This window comes from Acinetobacter lwoffii, from assembly GCF_019343495.1.
GTDB classification, from domain to species: Bacteria; Pseudomonadota; Gammaproteobacteria; order Pseudomonadales; family Moraxellaceae; genus Acinetobacter; species Acinetobacter lwoffii_P.
Genome location: NZ_CP072549.1, coordinates 1,687,105 through 1,709,445, shown reverse-complemented (window position 1 = coordinate 1,709,445; position 22,341 = coordinate 1,687,105). Strand labels below are relative to the sequence as shown.

Sequence of the window (22,341 nt, the reverse complement as noted above, 5' to 3'; positions counted from 1 at the left end):
TGTTGTACGAACTTCGAAAGAAGTGAGGATCAATTGATTCGATATTAAGCAAAACAGCTTGATTTAGTGAACGCTAAAGAACAAAATACCCAACTCAGATATATCTGTTAATGAACGATGTTCAAAACACTGTTTTGAACGAGTGCAAGATTTGGAAAAAGCATTGGCATACACTGAAAAGTGACTAAATAAGACCAAAGCAAGTATCCATAAACAGTTGTGCTGGCGACCATAGCAAGAGTGAACCACCTGATCCCTTCCCGAACTCAGAAGTGAAACCTCTTAGCGCTGATGGTAGTGTGGGGTTACCCATGTGAGAGTAAGTCATCGCCAGCTCATTATTCGAAAATCCCCCTCCGCCAAGGCAGAGGGGGATTTTTTTATGTGGAATAATCATCTTGTATTTGAGATATATAAAGTTAATCTAATACAGGGTTCAATATTAAGATAGAGCGGTAGCTAACTTTACTGAGTAATAGTTTGCAACTCTTTAACTTTTTTATGACAAGCTATCAAACTGACGTCGAGCATGTTTAAATGCAGTTCTGAGTCCTTCTTCCAAAGTCGGATGATAAAAAGGTTTCTTTAAGATCTGATAAATATCCTGGTCAGCATCAATCATCCAGGCCAGTAAATGGGCCAGATGTTCTGCTTGGGAGCAGAAGAGTTCTGCACCAAGTAATTTACCTGATTTCTTAGCAATATAAACTTCTATTCCACCTGAGTTTTCTGCCAGAACCAGTGCACGTCCTTGATTTTCATAAGAGACGAATCCCCGAATAAATTCAATTTGTTGATCTTCTAGGTGTTTAAAGCTTTTTCCGACAATCGCCATTTCAGGATGACAAAATACAATCGCCAATGGGATTAAGGCAGAAATAGGTTTTACCTCGGGATAATTCAAGCAGTTATGAACAACCTGTTTACCAGTATGCGCGGCTTCATGTTGAATGGGTGCATCAGGGGCGGCATCACCGACTATAAATATAGGTAGGTCTGCAAGTTGTTTGGTTTCTTTATCGATAGGAAGGTTCTTGATATCCTTAAATGTGGGATCTAGCTGGTCTAGACCTAAACGATCTATATTGCTTTGCCGACCTGTGGCACCTAAGACATATTCAACATCAATACTCTTAGTCTGATCATTTTCTGTAAAGTTAATCTTTACTTTATCAGCTTGGATCTCAACTTCATCTGGTAAGGTTTTAAATTTGATATTGAGTTCTTTACTTAATTGCTCTTGTGCCAGTTTTTGTAAGATCGGGCTAGTTAAAGCACCTACTTTTTGACTACGCGCAAACATTGTGGTTTGTACACCCAGGCGTTGCATGGCTTGAGCTAATTCAATTGCAATGATGCCACTCCCGATCACTGCTAAAGATTTGGGTAATTGGGAAAATTCAAATATTTCATTAGAAGTGATGTATTTTTCTTTTAATTGTTGCTTTAAAGTTTCATCAATATTAGGGCGTGAACCTACAGCGACAATAAAACTTTTGGCCCGATAGGATTGTCCATTGACTTCGATCGTTTGGGGATCAATAAATTTGGCTTTTCCGGAAATTTTATGTGAGCTGTCCCATTGATCGACACCTTTCAAGGTTGCACGAATAAAACGTTCTCTAAGGACATGCACACGTTGCATAACATCTGAAGTATCAATGACAGCGTTATGCTTTAAAGCAAGTTCTTCAGCAGTTTGAATATCATGCATGCGATTTGCAGAAGAGATTAGCAGTTTGCTTGGCATACAACCTACACGTGCACAGGTCGTATCCCACGATCCATCATTGATAATTAAAATATTTTGGGTGTATTTGATGGCTTCGTTATAAGCACTGATCCCTGCAGTGCCTGCACCGATAATGATGAGGTCGTACATTAATTGCTCTTATTGAAATCAATTTATGAATATAAGCTAGCATACAAAACATTTAGCTTACCTTTATTTACATAAATGCTTAACTATGATTACATATCGCATAATGAATAAAGATTGATAACAAACTCTATAATAGAGGGTCTTGGGGATTTAAATGATTAGTAAACAATTAGGTATTAAATTATCTACTCTTACTTTAGCACTAATGTTAGCAGGCTGCGGGGGCGGTGGAAGTGATGGTTACTATAATAATGATGGCTCTAGTTCTGGAAATATTACTACGAACCCTAGCACAGGTGAAGAAGTAAAATCTGTTAATATTAGTACTATACAATTGATTGATCGAAATGGTAACTTTACTCAGGCAATCGCTGCAGAAGGTGTGAGCGCTCAAGTCAAAGTAACTGATCAGTCGGGTAAAGGAATTAGTGGTGCATTAGTTACATTTACAGTGACTGGTGGTGTTGTTTTAGGTAGTTCCAATGGTGCTGTTTTAACAAATACAAATGGTGAAGCGAGTATCTCAGTTAAACCTGAAAACTTAAATACCAATGGTGCCTATCAAATTTCTGCAGTTGCAGATTTTGATGGTACCGAAGCATCAACACCAGCACTTAATTTCTCACTTCAAGCAACCAATATTATTTTAGTCGATTTAACGGCAGCTAGTACTCAATTAGAATCTGGTGGTTCAACAAATATCACGTTAAAAACGCAAGATGCAAATACAAAAGTCAATCAGAATAATGTCAATGTCGAATTCACTGCACCATGTGGTAAATTTGAACCTGCTACAGTTGTTTCATCAAATCAAGGAAATGTTACGACAACTTATAAAGCGATTGGTACAGATGGAAAGCTTTGTACAGGAACACAAAAAATTTCGGCAACAGGTTTAAATATCCCAGAAGTTGGAATTGATGTCAGAATTAAGGCACTTGAAGCTAATTCACTAGTATATACATCTAATAAAGTTAATTTGGGGATTAGAAAAAGTGGCTCAGCATCATCTGGTCAAATTGAATTTACTTTGTATGCAAATGGTGTACCTATAGCAGATCAAGATGTTTTGATTGAGAAAGTACAAGCACCAGAAGATTTATCGTTCGTATCATTTGGAAATCAAAATAACAAAACTATAAAAAGTGATTCAAATGGTAAAGTGATTGTGAATCTTTATCCAGGAGATAAACCTGGGCCTGTAGAGATAAGAGCAACTTTAGTTTCAGACAAAAATGTTTCGGCTGTATCTAAAAATGTATCTGTATCCATTGGTCGAGTAACTCAAGATGGATTAAGTTTATCAGTATCTAAAAATTCATTACAGAATGTAATTGATGGTGACACTGCAACTATTACAGCGAGAATGGTTGATCGTACACGGAACCCTGTTCCAGATGGTACAGTAATTAGCTTTGTTTCTGAGGGAGGGAAGGTTGAACCTAATTGTTCAACAGTCCAAGGAGTATGTTCTGTAACTCTAACAACACAAGAACCTCGTCCTTTAGATAATCGTGTGACTGTATTGGCTTATGTTGAGGGTGATAAAAGCTTTACAGATTTAGATGGCGATAATCTTTATACTAAAGGCGTAGATCGACTTCTTAGTAATATTGGTAGCTTTTTCCGTGACGATAACGAGGATAATCAATATAACAAAGATTATGGTATTGGTGAATTTCTTTATAATCGTGCGGTATTAGGAAACAAAGCGACCTGTGCTCCATCTACAATTAGACAGCCGAATATCGCAGACACATGTGACGATAATTTAGATACGGTCATCCGTCAGCAATTATTATTTGCATTTGCTGAAAATACACCAACCTTTACTAATGTAAAGGCAAGTGGAAGTTTATTGTCTTTTAATATGTATGGAAATAGCGCTCAAAGTGTGCCTATGCCAACAGGTACCACAATAAGTGTTACGCCTGAGGATAATACAAAAGCTAATAATTTATCTTGTACTGCAGAGTTAGCAACAGGAAGTTCACCTGTCGCAAATGTCTTTGATCTTTTGACACCAAGCACTTTCAAAAATAGTAATCAAAGTTATTATGGCTATCGTCTAAAAGAATGTGCGGTAGGAGATACGTTGAAAGTTTCTGTTTCTTCGCCAGATAGTAAAGTATCAACAATTTATGTAGATTATCAATAGAAATTATATTTGTATAAAAAACAGCGCCGAAGCGCTGTTTTTTTTTATGGGAACTAAAATTTAAAAAACTAAATTGATGTTCCCACACTCACACCCACAGTCGGCTTTAGATTCATCGAGCTACAGCCTGTAAAAGCCAAACTACAACATAAAATAATCAATAACTTACTCATGAATCAATCCTTGAGATTTAGCCTGATTAAACAAGGCCGCTGAACGAGCACCACTACGACAGACCATCAAAATTGGTTTTGGCAGCTCATTATAATAGCGTGCAAATTCCTCAATATTGGCTTGAGAGATCTGACCACTATTCACAGGCTGATAAATCACACTCACTTGAGACTTTTCAGCAATTGAACGCAGCTGTCCAACCTTGACCTGATTCCCTTGTTCTTGGTCGGGTCGATTCACGATTACAGACTTAAAGCCTTGTTGAATCAATTGCTGGAACTTGTTGGTGGTCATTTGCCCTGAAACACTGACTGTAGAGGTCAGTGCATGGCTTAGATTATTTGCAGCAACAACCAGTGAGGCACAGCTTAAACAGCTGGCCAGTACCACACCTTTCCAGAACAAATTAGTCATCCAGCAGATCCATCTGTTTTGCCAGTTGATATAAGTTATTGGAGCGGTTTCCAGTACGACAGAACATCAAGATCGGTTTTGGTAACTCATTATAATGATTGGCAAAAGTGCGTACATCAAGCTCAGTAATCTGACCGGCTACTACTGGCTGGAATACATAATCCAGACCGGCATTGCGTGCAGCTTCCTCGATTTGTGCACTGGTCGGCTGCTCGGAACCCCCTTCCATGTCCGGACGGTTGTTGATAATCGATTTAAAACCTTTCTCAACCACTTGAGTTACGTGTTCCGGACCAATTTGACCAGCAAAACCTACATTTTCGCTCATGACGCCACTCCATCATTTCATTTATATCGATATGCTTTATGATAGCATTAAGCTGAAAACATGCTGAACCTGTTCTGAAATTTTTATAAATGATGATAACCATAAGATAACGCAATGGAGCGCGTATGCAGGCTTATACAGTTGAACCACTGTATGTCAAAAGCGGTCAGGAAGTGATTGCTGCAGATTTTTATCGGCCTAAAAATATAGAAAAACCGGCCGTAATCCTGATGGCTCATGGTCTGGCTGCCTTACGTCAATTTAAACTGGTGCAATATGCCCAGCGTTTTGCCAGTGCCGGCTATGCGGTGGTTTTATTTGACTATCGCTATTGGGGCGGCAGCACTGGGCGTCCACGTGAACTGGTGTCGATCAATGCCCAGCTCGATGACTGGCGAACCATGATCAGACATATTCAGGAACGCAAATCGATTGACAGTAAACGGATCGTGCTCTGGGGTACGGCCTTAAGTGGTGGGCATGTATTGACACTTGCAGCAGAGCTGAAAAATATTCAGGCGGCGATGGTACAGGTGCCTTTTGTCGATGGGGCTGAAAGTGCCCAACTATATCCTTTACAGCAACTCCCCAAGGCGCTTAAAGTTTCCAGTCAGGATTATATGGGGGCCAAGGTTGGTATGGCACCAAAAACCTTACCTGTAGTTGATCCGCATGAGCTATGTTTTATGCCGACACAGGACAGTTATGAAGGTTATCTGTCGATTGTCAATCCGGATTATTACTGGAGTGGTCATATTCCTGCACGGGCATTCTTTAAACTGATGCGCTATCGACCGATTCAGGAAGTCAGAAAGATTAACATTCCAGTCCTGTTTATTGCGGCAAAACTGGATAGTCTGATTCCAATTGAATCCAGTCGGGAAACTGCGACCAATATTGCACCATTTGTGCAATATCATGAGTGGAATATCCGGCATTTTGATATTTATCATGGGAAATGGTTTGAAAAAGCAGTTTCGACCCAATTAGAATTCTTACATCAACATATTGGAGTGCGCTAGATGATTATTGTATGTCCGGAATGTCTGGCCAAAAACCGTGTCCCTGAAGATAAACTCACTGCCAACCCTGCTTGTGGTCAATGTCATCAAGCCCTGATTCCACTGGTACCAATTGAGCTGAATGAGCAGAATTTCAGTCAGTTTGTCACGCATAGTGACTTGCCAATCCTGATTGATCTCTGGGCAGACTGGTGTGGTCCCTGTAAAATGATGGCACCGCATTTTGCAACGGTCGCGAAGCAATATCCAAATGTGGTTTTTGCCAAAATTGATACCGAAGCGAATCCGCGCTTAAGTTCGGCATTTAATGTTCGCAGTATTCCGACGCTGGTGTTGATGAATAAAAGCAACGAAATGGCTAGAATAAGCGGTGCATTACGGTCAAGCGAGCTGCAAAAATGGCTTGATCAGCAGTTAAATACCCAACCCTAATTCAAATGCCTGGAGTGAAAGTGTCAGATTTTCAAGTAAGACCAGAGGGGATTCTTTCCCTACAGACGATCGCAATGCCTGCAGATACCAACTGGAGTGGTGATGTCTTTGGTGGCTGGATCGTTTCACAAATGGACTTGGCAGGCGCGATTCACGCAGAACGATTTTCAAAGGGACGTTGTGCCACGATTTCGATTAACCAGATGACCTTCCTGGTTCCGGTAAAAGTCGGTGATGTGATTAGCTGCTATACCAAAATTTTAAAAGTCGGCAATACCTCCATCCAGATGGAAATTGAAGTATGGGATAGCCATGACGACTCACGTCCGCCTGTACGCGTGACTGAAGGGGTATTTACCTTTGTGGCAGTGGATGTGAAAGGCAATAAACGTCCGATTCCAGAAGAAGCAAAACAGAAGTTTCTAGAATCTCAGCAGAAGTCATAATTCGTCTCATAAAAAATCCCAGATTAATGATCTGGGATTTTTTTTGTCTGTATTGATATCAAGTCTGCTTCAATTGCTTTTTGGCAATCCAGGCCCAGAGCATCTCGCATTGAATCGGTGCTTCACCCGATTCGTCACGTACCACAACTTGAACTAGAGTTTCACCCTTGTCTGAACTTTGCATAAGCTGTTGCTGTTCAGCAGTCAAGGTAGCAACTGCCGTCAGGGCACCTTTGGTCGGACGTTTAAAGTCTACTTTTAGACTCTTAATCAAAACCACTGCGCTATCCGGTACATTCATTGCGGTTACAAACCCGGTTGCTGTTTCTGCCAGCAGGGCCATTGCACATGCATGGATTTGTCCGATATGGTTCTGCATGGCTTTATGATTGGCCATACTTACTACCACTTTGGACGCACTCATTTCCTCATAACGAATCTTGGCAGAGCCGACCATCGGGACCACCCGGCCAAAAGTTTTACTTAACAAAGCAGTACGAATGCCTTGCGGTAATCGTGCAGTGGCTTTGACTAATCTGGCTAATCGGTTGTTCTTTGCCATAATTCCTTCTACAGACGTTGCTGTCTTAATCTTTAAAGTTATTGAACTGTAAAGGCAAACCAAATTGCTGTTCTTTCAAGAATGCCATTACTTGCTGCAATGTATCGCGTTTTTTATCAGTCACACGAATCTTGTCGCCCTGAATAGAAGATTGCGCCTTAATCCCACTTTCTTTAATGGCTTTATTAATTTTTTTTGCGGTATCTGAGTCAAGACCATCTTTAAGCTTGATGACCTGAATCACATTTTTGCCAGAAGCTGTCATTTTTTGTGGGTCAAGCGCCTGAATATCGACTTTGCGTTTAAAGAAATGACTTTCCAGCATGCTATAGACTTGTTCACACTGGAAATCACTTTCAGTCGAGATTTTGATTTCCTTGTTTTTTTCATTCAGTTCAATAGAAACGTCCTGACCACGGAAATCAAAGCGGGTCGCGATTTCTTTTTGGGTGTTTTGAACTGCATGATTTACTTCAAAAATTTCTAATTCAGAAACAATATCGAAAGAAGGCATAGTTTAGACCTTTACAAAGGGAAAGAATATCTGAGATGCTAGGGATGTTTTCTTCATTTGCCAAGTGTTGTTTACATCAAAGGAGTGCGCAATGATCCGTAAACAAGAAATTACAACATTTGAGTTCCCAGAAAATGCAATTATCTGGGATGTACGCGATTCAAGTGCTTTTGCTGAAGCACACGTGAAAGGGGCGGTGAATCAGCCCATTAACGATCTTTCAGCAGAAAGCCTAACTCAGGTGTCAGCGGATCAACCCATTTACATCTTGTGTGGTGGGGGCAGTAAAGCTCCACGTGCTGCGGAAAAACTAGAGGGTTTTGACAGCTCACGTGAATATGTCATTCTGATGGGTGGTACTCGTGCTGCCCGTGATGCAGGCTTACCGCTTGAACAGGGTGTATAAGCATTCTGTCAAAAAAAGCGCCGCAAGGCGCTTTTTTAATGGGTGAGATTTAATGCCTCCCAACCTCCATTTTCTAAAGGGAGGAGCTACATCTATTCTATTTATTCATAAAAGTAGAGAAAAGTCCCCCCTTTTTTAAAGGGGGATTTAGGGGGATTCATTCAAAATAGTAATTAAATTTGTAGTTTAAAATACGGTTTCTTCATTTTCACTTTCTTTTGAAAACGAGTCACACTGAGTTTTTTTACTAAACTGGATGGCACCGGACAGGCTTCACCGAGAATCTGGGCTGCCAGAATTTCACTGCAGAGCGGCGCAAACAGAAAGCCTTTAGAACCGAGACCGGCAAAGCTGTAAATTTCCTCATCCGCTTTCATTTTACCGAGCAAAGGGAAATAATCCTGACTTTGCGCGCGTACCGATGCACGGCCTTGCCAGGTATCGGTAGAAGCTAATGACTGTGCATATTCTGGGAATACACTGTGGATCAATTCGTAGTTGTGTACATGGTCTTCTGCTAACACCTCGATATCATCTCGACCTGGATAGAAAGAAGCGCCCAAGATCAGATGTTCAGCATCCAGTTGCATACAATAACCGCCGTAACTATAGGCAATATTTTGACTTAAAGGCTGGGCTTGATTATTCATCCAGCTGACCTGTCCGCGAATCGGTTTCAGAGCTGGATAATCTGCAAAGAATTGTGCTGTTTCTCGCGCAGTACAGACAATGACATGATCAAATTCACCTAGATCCTGTTCATCTGAAAATAGCTGAGGTTTTGTAGCCGCTTCAATATGGCTAATTTTGGCCTGTTTATATCGGATATTTACATTCTGTAGAATTTCATCACGCAATTGATGAGGAGAAACCGCGCCAGCTTCTAGTAATTTTAAACTTGGAAATGCAGTTTGAAGCTCTTGCGACTCTGTATCTTGTACAGCAAGAATTTCTTCAGGATATTCATCTGCCAATCCTAAAAGCTGTTCAGGATTTTTTAAGGCAAGCTGATTGACCTGAATCGGGCGGAAAGCTTTAAATTTTTGGTAATGATTTAAGGCATGTTGCCAGGCCAATGTCATCAGATGTTCAGCACTTTGCTCAACCGGACAGAGTTTGGGATTGAGCAAAGCCAGTGGATTGCCAGAACCTCCTGAGAGTGGCGCTGACTGGTCGTAAATCGTGACTTGATGACCACGTTGAGCGAATGCCCAGGCTGTACTTAAACCGGCGATTCCAGCGCCAATCACAGCGATTTGGCTAGGTCTGATATTGGTCTCTGTATCTCGCTCAGTTTTTTTTTGAGTGATTTCTTGTATTAATGAACTTTCAGTCTCTTCAGCCGGATTCCAGATCGCTTTCAGCATTTCACGCTTATGCTTAAAACCACGTGGACGGGAAATTGAAATCCCATGATTTTTTAAGCCACGTTTTAAAACGCCAGCAACACTGAAAGAGGCGAAAGTTGTCCCAATCTCGGATAAACGTACAATATTATTTAAAACATTTTCTTCCCACATGTCTGGATTGCAGGAAGGCGCAAAACCATCCAGGAACCAAGCGTTCACCGGCGCAGTTTTTTCAATTACCGGGAAAACATCATGTGCATCACCCAGCCATAGATCCAGACTGAATCGCTCTTCAGGAAAACTGAGACGATGACAGCCGGCAATTGGCATCGGATATTGAGAGATGAGTTGATGAGCTAAAGGCTTGAGTTCTGGCCAGGCATTTAAGGCTCGAATCAGATCGGTTTTAGAAAGAGGGAATTTTTCAACTGAAATCGCATGCAGATGACTGTGATTGTCCGGACGCACCTGTTGCCAGAGCTGCCACAGGGCCAGAATATTTAAACCAGTACCAAAACCCGTTTCACCGACACAGAAATATTCAAAAGGTTTTAAATCTGCCAAACGCGTACTGAGATCATTGCCATTTAAAAAGACATGCCGGGTTTCCAGCAAGCCATTGTCTTTGGAAAAATACACATCACCAAATTGCTTGGACACAGGCACATCAATGCCATCCACCAATTGCCAATCCAGATCGGCAGTTTGAATTGCATGCGACAAAACGGGTACAACCTTAAAGATATCGGGAAGGGCTATAGCTTACCATTGACGACGACGTTTGGTATAAACATAGCTCGCGATCAGAAAGCCCAGCAGCACACCTACTGCCAATGTTGCAGCGCCGTAGAGGAACATCTGCGCACTGCGTTCACTTTGCAGCACCTGTACCTGCACCCCAAGATTATCATTCTTGAGCTGTAATTCTTGATTTTGCGATAGTGCTTCCAGATTGGCTTTTTCCAGTTGCTGCAAACGGGTGGCCTGATCTTTGACCAAGGCTTTGACCTTGGCCTCTTGCTGGGCTTTGAGCTTGGCGATTTCTTCTGCGGTTAACGGTTTATTTTCAGCAGGTGTCACCGATTGGGCAGAAGACGCTACGGCAGGAATAATGGCAGGTTTCGGCGTAGACTGGGTTTGGACAGTCACCGCTGTCCCTTGAGGTTGTGCTGTCTGATTTCCCTGAGTCACAGGAGCAGGCGCAACTTCGACTGCCCATACTGGAGAAATCATAAAACATAGGCCAATGATACTGGCAGTAACAACACGCATGAACCTTATCCTTGAGGGAATGCTTTATTGAATGGTTTGACATCGATGTGTTCGTATACACCTTCTTTTAAGAAAGGTTCATCCTGTAGCCATGTGTCCAGCGCTTCACGACTGTCAAAATTGACAATAATGGTACTGCCATAAAAACCGGCCTGTGGATTGGCCGGATCTTTAGGCATGGCACCTGCAACAATCAGGCGGCCTTCAGCATTTAACTGTTCCAGACGTGCAAGATGTTGTGGACGAATCGCGAGGCGTTTTTCAACTGTACCTTCCCGATCGGTACAGCTAACGACGAATAATGGCATGATGACTCTCAATCGTTTGTAGTTGGACTTATTCAGCGGTCTTAAAGTATTTGCGCAATACAATAAACTGAATAATGATAAAGGAAAACATCACGATCATGTCACCGAATGCGGTAAATTCGCCCCAATATTTTCCATCCATCCACAAATAGGCGAAAAAGGTATGCAGAAATGACATCAGTACGAACATGGCAACCCAAGCATAGTTCAGCTTGAACCAGCCTTTTTCACTTAGATTGAATACTGGACCAAATAACCGCTGGATCAGAGGCTTTTTATCCTTGCTAAACCAAGGGGACAGGAAGAATACACCTGCAAAGACCAGATTCAATAACACGGCTTTCAGACGAATATAGAAATCATCGCTGAGGATCAGAGTGATGCCACCAAAAATCACCGTCATAAACAAGACAATCCATTGCTGCTTGTCCAGACGGAATTTTTGTATGACAAATAACGCACCATAGACGACCAACATGGAAATAATCAGACCTGTGGTTGCAACAAGAATATTATTATTGTCGACACCCCCCGCAGAACCGATCAATTGCAGCAATTGATGGTCAGTGTCTTTTGGATCTACAGTTTTATATAAATAAAAGAAAATAATGAGTGGCACAAAGTCTAAAAGTGCTTTCATGTTAGAGTATCTAAATCTGATCAAATAAATGTCATAGTATAGAGATGCACGGCGTAGATTTACATACACATAGTAATATTTCTGATGGAACTTTCAGTCCTCAGCAATTGGTCGAAGCGGCTGTGGAAAAACTTGTCCATACTTTGGCCCTGACGGATCATGACACCATGGACGGTTTGGTATTGGCGGAAGAAGCTGCCAAAAATCATGAGATTAAGATCATTTCCGGGGTGGAAATATCCAGCCAATGGTCACGTCCTGCCACCAAGAAAAACTATGGCGTGCATATCGTCGCGCTAAATATGCAAAATCCTGAGCCTTTACAAAAAGCCCTCAATCAGCAAAAGAAAATCCGGGCTGAACGTTCTAAACAGATTTGTGATCTGCTGGTTCCTTTAATTGGTGAAGATATTTATGCTGATGTACTGGTCAAAGTCGACCATATCCCTGATCGGGTGACACGGACCCATATTGCCAAAACGCTGGTAGAAAAGGGGATTGTGACGCGTCCGCAACAGGCTTTTGATAAATACATCAAGGAAGGTAAGAAAGCCTATGTCAAATTTGATGGCTTGAGTCTGGAAGATACCATTCAGGTAATTCATGAAAGTGGCGGCTTCGCCGTGCTGGCACATCCGACCAAATATGATTTATCTGCGACCAATATCCGCTACCTGATCGAAATCTTTGCCAAGTTTGGTGGAGATGCCGTCGAGCTGCCACCGGCGATTGAACCAAGTTCCACCCGGCAGATGGTGGATCGAATGATTACTGAATATGATCTTAAAGTTTCGATTGGCAGTGATTTTCATGGCGATCACATGCCCTGGATTAAACTGGGCAATGTCCCGAGTCTTAAACCGGGGCAGGTCGGGATTTGGGAGAGTTTTGTTTAGTCATTCCTTTACCTCGATCTTTTTCATTTGAGAGAAGATTTTCCCTTCGCTACTAATAACAAAGGGCGAGGAGAGAATTATAAATTAAAGCAAATTATGATCTTGAGCCTGAATCGGTGGTGGCGTCGGTTTACCTAAAGTCCCTAACAGTTCAATTTCAATCGTACGTACCATCGAGTCCAGCGGCAAGTCATTACTCTGAGTACCAAAAGGCTCTTCAATTTCCGAACTTAGAGCATCTAATCCTAAAAAGGTATAAGCCAAAATTCCAACCAGTAAAGGCGTAAACAGACCAAGCGTTGAACCTAAACTAAAAGGTAAAATAAAACAGAAAAAATAGACGGTACGATTGAGCAAGACCGAATAGGCAAAAGGCAAAGGCGTCGTCGCAATCCGGTCACAACCAGTCTGGACAATACTTAGTTCCGCCACATGATTATTCATCTGCATATAGATGATATCGGAGATTTCACCTTCTTTAAGCGCCTGCATTAACTCCCATTGAATCAGGCTTAAGGTATATTGCGGCGCATTGGCCTGCTGATAGAGTTGGGTCACCGCCTGCTGGCTCATGCCGCTGGTTTCAACCAGTTCAGTCGGATTGGCTGTTTGATGGCGTAGGCGATCGCGGAGTACATTGGCAAAGACAATCACATGCTGAATCACACGCTCACGGCGACCTTGGGACAGCATCCTGCAATCACGGTCAAAATGACGTGAATTGGCAATTAGAATTCCCCAAAGTTTGCGCGCTTCCCACCAGCGGTCATAACAGGCCGAGTTCTTAAATCCGAGAAAGATCGACAGTACCACTCCAATCAGGGTAAAGCCGACCAGGGGTAATTCTGGAAAATGAAAATAACCAATATGTGACAAGCCACCGATGATGGCTGACATCAGCATCACTACGCCTAAAGGTGGCAAAACTTTAGGTAAAATCGTCCCCCGCCAGGAAAACAGCAGTTTAAAAACAGTCGGCTGGTCACGTACGATCATTTATTGGAATCATCACAATTTTTTTCATGATCTTGTGGAGTTGTGCCTGCTTTGTCAAGTGCTATTCAATACTGCATTTCCGGTTTGATGAGTTGCTGCTCAGCAAAGGAAAAGCTGCCTTCCAAGGCGATGATGCAATGGTCAATCAGATGGATATCTACCAGCTGGCAGGCTTGTTGAATCTGACGGGTCAATGCCAGGTCAGCCTTGGATGGAGAGGGCCGGCCCAGTGGATGATTATGTGCAATCACAATGGAAGTAGCCTGTTGGCTAATGGCATAACGCAACAATTGATTAATGGAAATATCACATGCATTGATGGAGCCATAAAACAGTTTTTTAAAGGCAATTTTTCTTAGACTGGCATCCAGACACAGCACGGCAAACACTTCTTGAGTTTCACCGAGCAGTTCAAAACGTAAGTAATCTCTCAGCCGTTTGGAATTGGTGAGTTCCAGTGCATCCTGTTTCAGGTGCTCGGCAATGTAACGCCGTCCGAGTTCCTTGACGGCCATCAGTTGGGTATATTTACTGATGCCCATGCCATGAAACTGGCTGACTTCCTGTAAAGGTGCATCGAGCAACGTAGTCAAATGACCAAAATGTTGAATCAGCAAGCGCGCCAGATCAACTGCCGAATGCTGCTGTGAACCGGAGCGTAGAAAAATGGCCAGTAGCTCGGCATCGGATAAACTTTCTGCGCCATATTGAATCAGGCGTTCTCGCGGCCGTTCTTGTTCCGGCCAGTTTTTAATAGAAAATTGCATAGTTATTAGACTTATTTATTATGAATTATCAGTTTTCCCGCAAGCCGATCTCTTGGGAATGCGATTATTTAATGCTATTGTGAGCCCCACTGCAACAGCGAGGTAATCTGTTCGTGAGCTTTGATCTAAGTGTAATTCCTCATAAAAATATCATTTTGGCCGTCACTGGCGGTATTGCTGCCTATAAAAGTGCAATTCTGGTCCGCCGTCTAAAAGATGCCGGATTTGATGTGCGGGTCGTCATGACTCACGGTGCACAGGCTTTTATTACACCTTTAACTTTTCAAGCCTTATCGGGTAATCCCGTACATACCGAATTGCTAGATACTGAAGCAGAAGCCGGCATGGGTCATATTGAGCTGGCACGCTGGGCGGATCTGGTGCTGGTAGCACCGGCCAGCTGTGACACCTTGGCAAAGTTTGCCGCAGGTTTGGCTGATGATCTCTTAAGTACTCTCTATCTGGCAACAAAAGCGCCGGTCTGGGTGGCACCCGCCATGAACCAGCAAATGTGGGCGGCGAAAGCAACGCAGCGTAATCTTGCGACACTGATCGAAGATGGTGTGCATGTGATCATGCCGGACGCAGGATCACAGGCTTGTGGTGATGTAGGTTTGGGCCGGATGCCTGAGCCGGAAGATTTAGCGCATCAGGTAACCGAATATTTCCATAAAGCCCAACGTGCGATTGCGGAAAAATTTGGCCTGCTTGCTGGTAAACAAGTCACGATTACCGCAGGCCCGACCCGCGAAGCGATTGATCCAGTGCGTTATATTTCCAATCACAGTACCGGAAAAATGGGCTTTGCATTGGCTGCCGCCTGTTATGCAGCAGGGGCAAATGTCACCTTGATTGCAGGGCCGGTCAGTCTGGATACCCCAAATGGCGTAAAACGTAAGAATGTTTCTTCTGCCGTACAAATGCTGAATGAAAGCATGCAGATGCTGGAAAATGGTTGCGATATCTTTATTGCGACAGCTGCAGTAGCCGATTACCGTGTGGCAGAAGTAGCCGAGCATAAAATCAAGAAAGCTGGTGATGAACTGAATGTAGCCTTGGTGAAAAATCCGGATATTGTTGCCACCATTGCCCAGCAGGAAAAACGTCCATTTATGGTCGGCTTTGCTGCAGAAACCCGCAATATTGAAGAATATGCTGCTGGAAAGCTGGTCGCGAAAAAGCTGGATATGATTGCCTGCAATGACGTTTCACGTACGGATATCGGATTTGCTTCGGATGAAAATGCCATGACAGTATTCTTTGCCGAGCATTATCAGCTGGACAAACGTGATCTGGAAAAAGCCTCCAAGCAGGAAATTGCCCAGCAGTTGATCGAAGCCATTCATGATGCCTTACATCGTGATCCATCCAGTGATGATGATTTTTAAAACGATCTGTATCGAAAAAACCCTGAATCCATCAGGGTTTTTTTATGGCTGATTTTTTATCATTAATTCAAAAAAACTATAGAAACCATAAATATTTAGTCTTAATCGAAGCGCCGTTTGTTTATTGTTTTTGCAAAAAAGCATAAAATGGATCACAGAATAAGCAAAGATAAAAATACTGCGTATATCAGCTATAAGCAGGAAGTGGAAAGAAAAAAAGAGGGGCGCTATGAAAAAAATCATGATGTTATGGATGGTCGCCTGTCTGACTGGATGCAGTTATTTTGTCTCGATGGATGAGCTGGCCAAAAATATTCAAACGCAGATGCAACGTGAATTTAATTCCAATCGAGATTATCAACACTATCGTTTTACCGTGAAAAAGGTCAAAATTGTCCAGCGTCAGGGGAATGAGTTTCAGGCCATTTCTCATCTGAATTATCAGGGCGAGGAATATCCCATTCATGTAAAAGTCTTTAAGGTAGATGGCGGGTATAGTTGGTCGATTGAAGATGATGCCTTTGCTTTTATTGATGAAATTGAAATTGAAAAATATCGTCAGCAACTGGATCGAGAATTACAGCAACTGGCCTCAGCCTTGGATGATCTAGAACCTGTAGATGAACCAAACCAGAATGTCTCCGGCTCTCTAATCACACCAGTGGCTGAACCTGCATTACAAGATGTTTCTTATCAGGAAGAGCCGATTCCGGTCGGTAATATCACGGCGTATACGCAATAACTCATGCGCAATCGCTATAAAAAAGCACCGATGATCGGTGCTTTTTGTGTTTAGGATTCAACTTGTTGATGTTCACGTACATAATCTTCGGTACGCTGCATCGCTTCCTGAATATTAAAAAGTGCAGTCTCTACATCTTTCAAGGTTTTGGCATTACCACCGCTTAAAGCCTGACGCCATTTACGTGCACCCGGCAAATTCTGGAACAGTCCTAAAATATGACGGGTAATAATGGATAAAGGTGCACCTTCGGCCATGCGCTGGGCAATATAAGGCAGCATCTGTTGCATAATGTCAAAACGGTCTGGTGCATCCAGATTCCATAACTGGCCCAGTTCAGCCAGTAAGTAAGGATTATGATAGGCTTCGCGGCCAATCATCACCCCATCCACATGTTTGAGATGTTCCAGCGTTTCGGCATAGGTTTTAATTCCGCCGTTGATCTCGATGAGCAGATCAGGACGATCCTGTTTTAAACGGTAGACATCTTCATAACGTAGGGGTGGCACGTCGCGGTTTTCTTTAGGTGATAGACCTTTTAATAAGGCAATCCGCGCATGCACGATAAAATTATTGCAGCCGGTTTTGGCCACGGTATCGACAAAATGCAGCATCTCTTCATAAGATTGCATATCATCAATTCCGATCCGGTGTTTTGCGGTCACTGGAATATCCACCGCATGACGCATTTCAGCAATACATTCTGCGACTAGATCAGGCTCCGCCATCAGACAGGCACCAATTTTATTATTTTGTACCCGGTCACTTGGGCAACCTACATTTAAATTGACTTCGTTATAGCCCCAGTCCTGCGCCATCTTGGTACAGATTGCCAGATCTTTTGGATTCGAGCCGCCGAGTTGCAAAACGATTGGCTGCTCTTCTGCATTAAAGTCCAAATGACGTTTGGCATCACCATAAATGATCGCACCTGTGGTGACCATTTCAGTGTACATAATCACATTCGGGTTAAACAGACGTGCAAAGAAACGATAATCTTTGGTGGTCCAATCCATCATTGGCGCAATACTGATTCGTGGTTGAAGTTTATTTTCAATGGTGGTCAGATCAGTCATTCAAAATCACGCCTTAACGAAATGGAAGAAAGAAGAAGCAATTCATGCGATCACTCAGCTATTGGTTTTTGGCTTAAACTGGATCGGCTGACGTCGCAAAAAGAGGGCGTAATACTAGCATAAAATCAGAAAAACCACCCGGCGAACTTGAGCTAGCTCGGTAAATCCAGGGAATGAAACAAGAAATAAAATTGGAATTCCCAGTCAGGTTGGAATGGTATATTTTGATAGGAGAAAGATGAAGATAAAAACGCTAGAAATAAGGAGAATAATCATGTTGTTATTGGAGGAAATTTATAAAAGCCATAAAGCACAAAATTCGGCACATTTTAATTTAAGAATTCATCGGGGCTTAGGCTGGTTTAAAAAATCGCTAGACCTGGATCAGGATCTGGATTTTAAGTTTATCAGCCTGTGGATCAGCTTTCAGGCGATTTATGCAGATGAGAGTGATCTAGTTCAAGATCAAAGCAAGCTACAGCAGTTTCTGGAAATGCTCTGCCAAAAGGATCTGGATCAGAAAATTAATCATATTCTCTGGGACAAATACCACCAGCCGATTCGCTCACTCTTGGCCAATCCCTATGTGGAACAAAGCTTTTGGGATTATCGCCATCAGAAAATTAGCCTGGAAAGCTGTCAAGCCGATCTGGAAACACAGAAACAGAATATAGAGAATGCTTTAAAAGAACGAAATTCTGTTGAAATTCTAGCTGGAATATTTCAGCGTTTATCTACCTTGCACCATCAGATAATGCAGGGTGGCGCCATGTATCACAGCTCGCTGAATTATAAATCATTAGAGGAGAGCTGCCGGATTCTGGCAGCTTTATTACCGGTTTTTATCTGTATTTTATTGGAAAACTCACAAACTCTTGATCTGAATAAGCCTTATTATCCGGCGGCGCAAGTCAGCTAAATAGAGTTAAAAATACTTATGCAGTTGTTCTGGCCTGATACCATTGATCCAGCAGGGCGAATAAGGTAGCGCACAAAGCTAGCCCAAGTCCTGCCAGACAGGTCATGCTCCAGCCACCGTGATGCCAGGCATAAACCCCTAAGGCTGAACCACATGCACCACCAATAAAATACAAGGTCATATAGAGTGAATTGACCCGTGATTTGGCATCCGGGCGCAGGCGGAAAATTACGTTCTGGTTACAGCTGTGCGTAATCGCGAGTCCAAGATTTATCAGCCCATAACCCAAAATATAACTCAGCAAAGACACTGCACCAAAATATAAAAACAGCCAGCTCCCCATCAGGATAGAGCAGCCGATCCAGCTCAGTGTTTTGATATGGCCACGATCGGCCCATTTGCCAATGAACTGCGTGGAAAGTGCGCCAAATACACCGACCAGCGTGACCAGTCCGACCATGACATCAGAAAGCTGAAAAGGTTCTTGCGTCAACAGCAGAGCGATGGTGGAGAACAACATACTCATGGCAGCAAAAGCACACGCACCTGTAAGTGAACGCAAAACCAGTCGTGGTTCCTGCTTGAGTAATATCCCCATAGATTTAAAAATCGCTGTATAGCTGATTCTCAGACGTGGCAGGCTCGTTAGTTTTCCTCTCAAATAAAAACTTAAGGCCAGCATACTTATGCCACTGACGATATAAATCATTTTCCAGTGAAACAGGTCGGAAAGTAATCCGGCAATACTGGTCGAGAGCAGAATACCGACCAGTAATCCGCTCATCAGGAAGCCCACCACTTCTCCGGTTTTTTCCGGTTTGACCGCCATGGTGGCTAAGGGAATCAGAATCTGTGCAGCCACGGAAAACAGTCCGGTAATGATAGTGCCGACCCAGAGCATTGGCAGATTTACCGCACTGGCACAAATAAATAAACCTGCTGCTGCACCCAGCATGAGAAAGGGGATCAGTTTGGTTTTATTCAGCATGTCACCTAAAGGCACAATAAACAGCAGGCCCAAGGCATAAGAGATTTGAGCAAAAGTGACCGTGAGCGCCACTTGTGATTCAGGTACCTGATAATACTGCTGAATCGATGAAATCAGTGGCTGGCAATAATAGTTCGCGCCAGCACATAAACCGCATGCAATCGCCATCAGCCATAATAAGCGCTTATTTTGACTAATATCGAGAGGCGTGTGCATAGGGCTAACCTTGTATTCAGACCGGAAGAATTGAAATGAGGAATAAGAATAATGTTCAAATTGAGGGCACTATAGGCCAGAAGTTCTCGCTTTAAAAGTAGAAAAATATTGCCAGCATTGAAAATTGTCAGAACTCAGGCAGCTTAACGAAAGAAGTGCAATTTCAAATAGAAAGTATGAGTGAATATTTACAGAATTTTTTATCTTTTAATGAGGGGGGTTGCTTCATTAAAGCGCAGCTTGAGGTAAAAACAATAAAAAAGAGCACTGAGGCCAAAAAAGTGGAATATTTACTCTATTTTATTGCGCAAATTTGGTGCAAAAATGAGATTTTCCATTTTGAATCAAGTTCAGTACATTAATATAATAAATAGTCATCCAGCTTTTTTTCTACCCTTTATCTGACTGTTTGAGAACTGAGTCTTATAAAATTTTGGCGATTATTTTTTGTCAGATCTATCAATTCTGTCTGATGAAGATCTGCTCAAAACGAATTCTATCATTTCATAAAATACGATTTTAACATCTAAAAACAATGCTCTTGCTTGAGTGCTAAATCTGTCAAAAAAGTCAAAACTAAAAAAACGGCGCAGCTAAAGTGCCGCTATCTATAGGGACTAGAGAAATTGAAAGTCTGCTTCTGAATCAAGAAATACAGCAATCATTGTCAGAATCATCAATGTAACAAAATAAATCAGAAATCTGCGCTTATTTACACCAGCGAAATCTGGATATTTCATTCAGTGGAATGAATATCGTTTATAAAATCATCGAATATGAATATCTAGAGAATTAAATAAATGTGCTATCACAGCATCATTTTTATGAATCATCAGTTCAAAATATAGGTATTTATTAAATAAATAGTAGGTGGTAATTTCAAACAGTTTGATTAGAATCCAAAAATTCAACAAGAACACATCCTGAGGGGAAGCATCGTTTACACGATGTTTACTTAAGAAAAATTAGCTTGAGGAACGCTCATGCAGATCGGAATTCCAGCCGAAACTGTTGTCGGTGAAAATCGCGTCGCTGCGACGCCAGAGACAGTAAAGAAATTGATCAGCGCAGGACATAGCGTGATTATCGAACGTGGTGCAGGTGTTAAAGCTGCCTATATCGATAGTGCCTATGAACAAGTTGGTGCCAAAATTACGGATGATGCCTACACCGGCAGTCAGTTGATTTTAAAAGTTCGTGCACCGAAAGGTGAGGAAATTCAAAAACTCAACCCGAACACCACTATCGTGGCAATGTTTGATCCTTACCGTAATACTGAGCTTGACCAATTCGCGGCACAAAACGTGTCTGCATTTGCATTGGAACTTTTGCCACGAACCTTGTCTCGTGCGCAGAATATGGATGTCTTGTCTTCTCAAGCCAACCTTGCAGGTTACAAGTCGGTGCTTTTGGCTGCGGCTGAATACCAGCGCATGTTCCCGATGCTGATGACTGCTGCGGGTACGGTTAAACCGGCTCGTGTGGTGATCATGGGGGTCGGTGTAGCGGGTCTGCAAGCGATTGCAACAGCAAAACGTTTAGGTGCCATCGTTGAAGCCACGGACTTGCGTCCAACTGCCAAAGATCAGGTTGAATCTTTAGGTGGTAAATGGCTAGACGTACCGATGTCTGCTGAAGAGCAGCAAAAAGCGGCTGATGCTGCCAAAAATGGTTATGGCTGGATGCCGGGTGAAGAATACATCCGCGATCAGGCTGCAATTGTTGATAAAGCGGTATCAAATGCTGACATCGTGATTACCACAGCGCTTTTACCGGGTCGTGATGCACCGCGTTTAATCCGTGCTGAAACAGTTGCGAAAATGAAACCGGGTTCAGTGATTCTGGACATGGCAGTAGAATCTGGCGGTAACGTCGAAGGTTCGAAATGCGGTGAAACAGTCCATACCGACAATGGCGTCAAAATTCTCGGCATTCCAAATATTCCGTCGACTGTATCAACTGAAGCCTCTGCTTTATACGCTCGTAACGTATTTAACTTCGTTGAAACACTATTTGATGCGGATAAGAATTTTGTTCTGAATCCAGAAGAAGAAATTCAAAAAGCCCTACTTGTCACTCATGGCGGCCAAGTGCTGCTGAAACGTGGTTAAGGAGAAGACTCATGGTTGAAACAATTACGATTTTTGTCCTTGCCATTTTCGTAGGTTACTACGTGGTGTGGGGTGTAACACCAGCATTGCATACGCCGTTGATGGCGGTCACCAATGCCTTGTCATCGATCATTATTGTCGGTGCAATGATTCAGACTGTTGGCCTGCCGGTGATTGGCGTTGAAGGTAGCGTGGATTTCCAGACCATTAACGTGGTGAGCGTACTTGGCGCGATTGCAGTATTCCTGGCGAGCATTAATATTTTCGGTGGCTTTGCCGTGACTGCTCGTATGCTGGAAATGTTTAAACCTAAGCAAAAGAAAAAAGAGGGTTAA

Annotated in this window: 24 protein-coding genes and 1 rRNA gene; 12 read left to right on the top strand and 13 right to left on the bottom strand. The window is 42.6% G+C overall.

The window, feature by feature from the left end:
* The first annotated feature begins 221 nt into the window (after positions 1 to 221).
* Positions 222 to 336, top strand: a 5S ribosomal RNA gene (gene rrf / locus J7649_RS08040).
* Positions 337 to 499: 163 nt separating this feature from the next.
* Here rrf and J7649_RS08035 read toward each other — a convergent pair.
* Positions 500 to 1,882: a dihydrolipoyl dehydrogenase gene (locus J7649_RS08035; RefSeq protein ID WP_219307311.1), complete on the bottom strand. Its 1,383-nt coding sequence runs from the start codon at positions 1,880 to 1,882 to the stop codon at positions 500 to 502.
* A gap of 154 nt (positions 1,883 to 2,036) precedes the next feature.
* On the opposite strand from J7649_RS08035, the gene J7649_RS08030 reads away from it, so the two are divergent.
* Positions 2,037 to 4,040 (top strand): Ig-like domain-containing protein, encoded by a 2,004-nt coding sequence (locus J7649_RS08030; protein WP_219307309.1) that lies wholly within the window; start codon positions 2,037 to 2,039, stop codon positions 4,038 to 4,040.
* A 165-nt stretch (positions 4,041 to 4,205) separates the two neighbouring features.
* Here J7649_RS08030 and J7649_RS08025 read toward each other — a convergent pair whose 3' ends face one another.
* Together J7649_RS08025 and J7649_RS08020 are read right to left on the bottom strand one after the other, a co-directional pair.
* On the bottom strand, positions 4,206 to 4,628 hold the full coding sequence (locus tag J7649_RS08025; RefSeq protein ID WP_100535426.1) for a protein tyrosine phosphatase family protein: 423 nt from the start codon (positions 4,626 to 4,628) through the stop codon (positions 4,206 to 4,208).
* On the bottom strand, positions 4,621 to 4,956 hold the full coding sequence (locus tag J7649_RS08020; protein ID WP_004281596.1) for a protein tyrosine phosphatase family protein: 336 nt from the start codon (positions 4,954 to 4,956) through the stop codon (positions 4,621 to 4,623). Before J7649_RS08020 ends, J7649_RS08025 begins: the two co-directional genes overlap by 8 nt.
* Positions 4,957 to 5,081: 125 nt before the next feature.
* On the opposite strand from J7649_RS08020, the gene J7649_RS08015 reads away from it, so the two are divergent.
* The 3 genes from J7649_RS08015 to J7649_RS08005 all read left to right on the top strand — a co-directional run bounded on the left by J7649_RS08015 (position 5,082) and on the right by J7649_RS08005 (position 6,856).
* Positions 5,082 to 5,978 (top strand): alpha/beta hydrolase, encoded by an 897-nt coding sequence (locus J7649_RS08015; RefSeq protein ID WP_219307307.1) that lies wholly within the window; start codon positions 5,082 to 5,084, stop codon positions 5,976 to 5,978.
* Positions 5,979 to 6,410: a thioredoxin TrxC gene (gene trxC, locus J7649_RS08010; protein ID WP_219307305.1), complete on the top strand. Its 432-nt coding sequence runs from the start codon at positions 5,979 to 5,981 to the stop codon at positions 6,408 to 6,410.
* Positions 6,411 to 6,484: 74 nt separating this feature from the next.
* A complete protein-coding gene (locus J7649_RS08005; protein WP_218955192.1) occupies positions 6,485 to 6,856 on the top strand; it encodes an acyl-CoA thioesterase in 372 nt (123 codons plus the stop codon).
* 58 nt (positions 6,857 to 6,914) lie between these two features.
* Here the strand turns inward: J7649_RS08005 and J7649_RS08000 are convergent, their stop codons facing one another.
* The gene (locus J7649_RS08000) at positions 6,915 to 7,418 is read right to left on the bottom strand and encodes a DUF4442 domain-containing protein (protein ID WP_180181188.1); all 504 of its coding nucleotides are present in this window, start codon (positions 7,416 to 7,418) and stop codon (positions 6,915 to 6,917) included.
* Between the two features lie 25 nt (positions 7,419 to 7,443).
* Complete coding sequence (locus J7649_RS07995; RefSeq protein ID WP_004281601.1) at positions 7,444 to 7,932, bottom strand: YajQ family cyclic di-GMP-binding protein; 489 nt, start codon at positions 7,930 to 7,932, stop codon at positions 7,444 to 7,446.
* Between the two features lie 91 nt (positions 7,933 to 8,023).
* Here J7649_RS07995 and J7649_RS07990 point away from each other — a divergent pair, with 91 nt between their 5' ends.
* A complete protein-coding gene (locus J7649_RS07990; protein ID WP_005101788.1) occupies positions 8,024 to 8,338 on the top strand; it encodes a rhodanese-like domain-containing protein in 315 nt (104 codons plus the stop codon).
* A 173-nt stretch (positions 8,339 to 8,511) separates the two neighbouring features.
* Here J7649_RS07990 and mnmC read toward each other — a convergent pair whose 3' ends face one another.
* From mnmC to J7649_RS07970, 4 genes are read right to left on the bottom strand one after another with little or no spacing between them, the layout of a single operon-like run.
* Positions 8,512 to 10,410, bottom strand: coding sequence for a bifunctional tRNA (5-methylaminomethyl-2-thiouridine)(34)-methyltransferase MnmC2/FAD-dependent 5-carboxymethylaminomethyl-2-thiouridine(34) oxidoreductase MnmC1 (gene mnmC / locus J7649_RS07985; RefSeq protein WP_219307293.1), 1,899 nt, complete (start codon positions 10,408 to 10,410; stop codon positions 8,512 to 8,514).
* A 39-nt stretch (positions 10,411 to 10,449) separates the two neighbouring features.
* Positions 10,450 to 10,959 (bottom strand): SH3 domain-containing protein, encoded by a 510-nt coding sequence (locus J7649_RS07980; protein ID WP_219307291.1) that lies wholly within the window; start codon positions 10,957 to 10,959, stop codon positions 10,450 to 10,452.
* A 5-nt stretch (positions 10,960 to 10,964) separates the two neighbouring features.
* Positions 10,965 to 11,267 (bottom strand): YciI family protein, encoded by a 303-nt coding sequence (locus J7649_RS07975; protein WP_219307289.1) that lies wholly within the window; start codon positions 11,265 to 11,267, stop codon positions 10,965 to 10,967.
* A 28-nt stretch (positions 11,268 to 11,295) separates the two neighbouring features.
* Positions 11,296 to 11,907, bottom strand: a complete 612-nt coding sequence (locus J7649_RS07970) for a septation protein IspZ (RefSeq protein ID WP_004281606.1) — start codon at positions 11,905 to 11,907, stop codon at positions 11,296 to 11,298.
* 44 nt (positions 11,908 to 11,951) lie between these two features.
* Between J7649_RS07970 and J7649_RS07965 the strand changes: the two genes are divergently transcribed.
* Positions 11,952 to 12,803, top strand: coding sequence for a PHP domain-containing protein (locus J7649_RS07965; protein WP_005252914.1), 852 nt, complete (start codon positions 11,952 to 11,954; stop codon positions 12,801 to 12,803).
* Positions 12,804 to 12,887: 84 nt separating this feature from the next.
* Here J7649_RS07965 and J7649_RS07960 read toward each other — a convergent pair whose 3' ends face one another.
* The gene (locus J7649_RS07960; protein WP_114541813.1) at positions 12,888 to 13,799 is read right to left on the bottom strand and encodes a bestrophin family protein; all 912 of its coding nucleotides are present in this window, start codon (positions 13,797 to 13,799) and stop codon (positions 12,888 to 12,890) included.
* Between the two features lie 65 nt (positions 13,800 to 13,864).
* Entirely contained in the window at positions 13,865 to 14,566 is a 702-nt protein-coding gene (radC, locus tag J7649_RS07955; protein WP_219307287.1) for a RadC family protein, read from the bottom strand.
* A 113-nt stretch (positions 14,567 to 14,679) separates the two neighbouring features.
* Here radC and coaBC point away from each other — a divergent pair, with 113 nt between their 5' ends.
* Positions 14,680 to 15,954 (top strand): bifunctional phosphopantothenoylcysteine decarboxylase/phosphopantothenate--cysteine ligase CoaBC, encoded by a 1,275-nt coding sequence (gene coaBC / locus J7649_RS07950; protein WP_219307285.1) that lies wholly within the window; start codon positions 14,680 to 14,682, stop codon positions 15,952 to 15,954.
* 229 nt (positions 15,955 to 16,183) lie between these two features.
* Complete coding sequence (locus tag J7649_RS07945; protein WP_026056560.1) at positions 16,184 to 16,696, top strand: hypothetical protein; 513 nt, start codon at positions 16,184 to 16,186, stop codon at positions 16,694 to 16,696.
* Between the two features lie 50 nt (positions 16,697 to 16,746).
* Here J7649_RS07945 and dusA read toward each other — a convergent pair whose 3' ends face one another.
* The gene (gene dusA / locus J7649_RS07940; protein ID WP_420868608.1) at positions 16,747 to 17,772 is read right to left on the bottom strand and encodes a tRNA dihydrouridine(20/20a) synthase DusA; all 1,026 of its coding nucleotides are present in this window, start codon (positions 17,770 to 17,772) and stop codon (positions 16,747 to 16,749) included.
* 274 nt (positions 17,773 to 18,046) lie between these two features.
* Between dusA and J7649_RS07935 the strand changes: the two genes are divergently transcribed.
* Positions 18,047 to 18,691, top strand: coding sequence for a hypothetical protein (locus J7649_RS07935; RefSeq protein ID WP_219307284.1), 645 nt, complete (start codon positions 18,047 to 18,049; stop codon positions 18,689 to 18,691).
* A gap of 16 nt (positions 18,692 to 18,707) precedes the next feature.
* Here the strand turns inward: J7649_RS07935 and J7649_RS07930 are convergent, their stop codons facing one another.
* Complete coding sequence (locus tag J7649_RS07930) at positions 18,708 to 19,895, bottom strand: MFS transporter (protein WP_219307282.1); 1,188 nt, start codon at positions 19,893 to 19,895, stop codon at positions 18,708 to 18,710.
* A 983-nt stretch (positions 19,896 to 20,878) separates the two neighbouring features.
* Here J7649_RS07930 and J7649_RS07925 point away from each other — a divergent pair.
* Entirely contained in the window at positions 20,879 to 22,006 is a 1,128-nt protein-coding gene (locus tag J7649_RS07925) for a Re/Si-specific NAD(P)(+) transhydrogenase subunit alpha (RefSeq protein WP_005106077.1), read from the top strand.
* Positions 22,007 to 22,017: 11 nt separating this feature from the next.
* Complete coding sequence (locus J7649_RS07920; protein WP_004281642.1) at positions 22,018 to 22,341, top strand: proton-translocating transhydrogenase family protein; 324 nt, start codon at positions 22,018 to 22,020, stop codon at positions 22,339 to 22,341.